Genomic DNA, 3,498 nt, shown 5'->3' with positions numbered 1-3,498 from the left:
ATCGTTATAAAAAATGTACAAGAATTTGTGTTGCCTGATACATCAGTAAAAGTATAGGTAACGGTATGAGTACCTATAGAGAATCTATCACCAGGAGCGTGGGTGCGTGTAGTAGTAATTGCACCGTGACAAGTAGGGAAATATTCTGGTTCGCGCCAACGCACTATTTTAGAACATTGCCCAGGGTCTGCTGTTTGAACAATATCGTTTGGACAAGGTTTCCTTGGTAAAGGAGGTTCATCAATAGGAGGCATAACTACCGTAGCCGTTTTGGTATAGATTGTATTATTAGTACAACCCAAACCTGGTCGGAGACTATATTCTGCTATATAGTAAGTAGTATCGTAAATAGGATCCCAAAAAGTTTGTCCTACCTTATAAGGAGCTGAGGAGAGTTTATTACCATCTTTGTCTGCCTTATACCATTTAATATCAAATATATTCTCAGAGACAGAAATACCTACCCTCGCTTGGTTACCTTTACAGAAAGGTACTGGGCGGTCGATTGTAAGGAAAGGATCGAAGGCCGCGCTTAGATTGAGGTCAAAATTTTGAGGCACATCTTCGCAACGGTGACTTACAATTACCTTATAGTAGCCATTAGGTACGTTTTCGAATAAGTGGTAATATTTATTATCAGTAAGCTGATAGGTTTTGCTGGCTATAGTTACCCCTGTTCCGGTATCAGTAGCACTATTTAAACGATTGAGATAATAAGTAACAGGGAAGAAGACCTCTTCACCGGTAATATCTACTGCTATCTTACCTGTACTAGAACCTTCAGCACATACTACAGGGTTAATAATAGGTGTAAGTTTTCTGAGAGCAGTGATATCAATCTCTTTGCTTTTAAGAGGAGACGAATAGCTTTCAGTAGGCAAGCCAGGGTCGCACACATCATATCTACTAATACTATGAGTATTGTTAGTACCCAAAGGTACGTAACCACTTGGTAGATAAGCATTGTAATAATATCCTGAAGTTCTTACCCTATATTTTCCTGCTGATAAGTTAGGGAAAGTGCCTGAATGACCACTTGTAGATTTTACCGATTGCCAACTCGCATTTCCCCATTGGTCTTCTTGATATTTATCTAAGTATACAGATATGCCAGGATCTTGATGTATCTGATTACCTATATTATAAGTAATTTTCATCACATCGCAATCTTTAACATATGTAAATTGAGGCTTATAAGGAGGCATACCAGGTAAGGTAATGGTACGTGTACTAGTTTGCCCACAAGTAGAGGCTACTACTATATAGTTGCCTGCTGGCAAGTTAGTAAGATTGAAGTATGCACTACCCTGATAGCTACAATTAGTTCTATCAGAACTATATTCTATAGGAAAAGTAATGGTACGGGTAAAGGTATCCATAAAAGCTATTTTAGCTTGATAGGTAATTGTTTTGGTACCATCAGCCGGCATCACAGTATATTTGATAGGGTAATATACATTAGCACTATGATGATAGATACGGAAAGCCCCTGTACCTTCGTACACTCCATAGCCTATCTGTGTGTACTTCCATATATTTTCTAAAGAAAAATTATGAGAAGGCTGAGGAGGAATAGTGAAAGGAGGATAATCTATTACAAACTCGCAAGAAGCACCAGAGGGACATCCTGGTGGTACTGTTTTATAGACAAATCGATAGGTTGCACCTGGTACTGTAGGAGTATTACTGCTAGTAGGATAGCCTGTCTCATCAACCCAAGTACTTCCTACTTTTCTTTGAAGTTTAAGATTTGAATAACCATTAGTCCACCCTCCTACATACAACAATAAGTTCTGAGCATTATTAAGATCTTTAGCATAACGAGATTGTGTACTAGGAATATTATAATAAGCTGATAGATACTTATTGGTTGTTAAGGTATAAGAACCACAAGTAAGCTCTCTCCAATCAGAACGGTTATAAGAGTTATCGCGGGCATTAGTAAAAATACTATTGCATATTCTTCCTGTAGGGAAGTCTAATTCAGTATTAAATTTATAACGTTCTACGATTGTATTCTTAGGGCCTTTGATAGTCATTTCTATCTCATCGCCTTTTTCAAAAACAAAACTATCTACTCTATAGCCATAATCATAAAAAGTAGAAGACATATCAATAGCAGGTTTGCTTGAGTTAAGAAAGCGTACCACCGCTGTACCAGGACGTTTAAAAAACTCCCTAAAGGCTTGCATATCTTCTATATTGTAATATATCCACTGATTATCTTCAGGGCGTACTAAGCGTATATCAAAATTAAACTTACCGCAATTTTCACTACTTTTGTTATAGTGTCTGCTATAAGTTTTAATATTGAGACAAGCTACTACATATTTACTTTGTGAAGGTATTTCTAAACTAGGATAACGAAGAGTATGGCCGCACTGGGGACCTATATTAGTTTGGTCTTTTATCTCTAAGATAAACACTTTCCCCTTAGGTAGAGGATGCGAATTATCGCCTCGTATTTCTATATAATTAGAGCCTGTAGGGCGGGGAAGCACCTGCATAGGTATGATAACGTTTCTACTCATATCTAAAACAGTTACCTCAAAAGGGCCTATTCCTCCATTAGGAATACGGAATTTTATACCTCCTGTATTAGGCTGGTCGCAAGAAGGAGCTAAAGCTTCTATATTGGTGACATTCATCAACTTATAGTTAGACTCAACTTCTACTTCATTTTCTTCGAAAGCACCTGTTACCTCATCGCGAACTATGATGGTGTATTTGCCCATCTTTATATTGTAGAAAGTGTATTCGGCGGGTGCTCCAGGAGTAGGCACAGGGTTAGGTGTCATACGCACCATCTGGTTTACCCCATCACCCTTTATCTGCACTGTAAACTTACCGCTTGAGGGCAAACAGATAGAAGGAAAAGGCGACATATCTTTAGCTGTCACCTTTATTTGGTTGTCAGTGTAGCAGTTCCCTTTAATAGGGGTAATCTCTACATTAATACACTGGGCATAGCCCACTGTAACCAACATCAAAAATAGAATTGCTGTAAGAAACTTTTTCATTGTTTTTTATTTTCAAGCTTATGGTAGTACACTATGCGTGTACGCGTATAAATTACTCATACATTTAATGCACAAAAGTACTATTTTTTTTTCTACCTACCAAAACTACAATATCCCCTCTCTACTATTTACGCTAAAAAAACTTTTTATATAGTTCATTATCAACTAACTACATAACGTTAAAGTATTGTTAAAATTAAAACATTAGCAAAGTAACTATCCTCCGCTTAAACCGACAAAAGCCAGCAGTTAACTGCTGGCTTTTGTCATTTGTTTAATTGTATTACTATTATTAATTATCGATACAAAGTGAAGTTGCCGTAGAACTGACGTTTGTCGTACAACTGATCATTGATCTCTATAATGTACCAATAATCGCCCGCTGGCATCGAACGTCCATCATATTGTCCGTCCCAGCCTTCTCCCGGTGCTAAGTTCGCTAAACGTCTGCCATAGCGGTCAAATATGTAAATACGTG

The 3,498-nt window shown here is 37.7% G+C and carries 2 protein-coding genes; both read right to left on the bottom strand.

Annotated elements, in window-relative coordinates; genetic code table 11:
- The coding region (locus C8P65_RS11945; protein ID WP_146162938.1) for an HYR domain-containing protein at nucleotides 1-3,020 on the bottom strand (3,020 nt) is incomplete at its 3' end.
- A gap of 296 nt (nucleotides 3,021-3,316) precedes the next feature.
- On the bottom strand, nucleotides 3,317-3,498 hold a 182-nt coding region (locus tag C8P65_RS11940; protein ID WP_146162937.1), incomplete at its 5' end, for a T9SS type B sorting domain-containing protein.

Origin of the sequence: Capnocytophaga leadbetteri (genome assembly GCF_003054025.1) — a bacterium.
Lineage (GTDB): Bacteria > Bacteroidota > Bacteroidia > Flavobacteriales > Flavobacteriaceae > Capnocytophaga > Capnocytophaga leadbetteri.
Note: the sequence above shows the minus strand (reverse complement) of the source record. Positions and strands in the feature narration are given on the sequence as shown.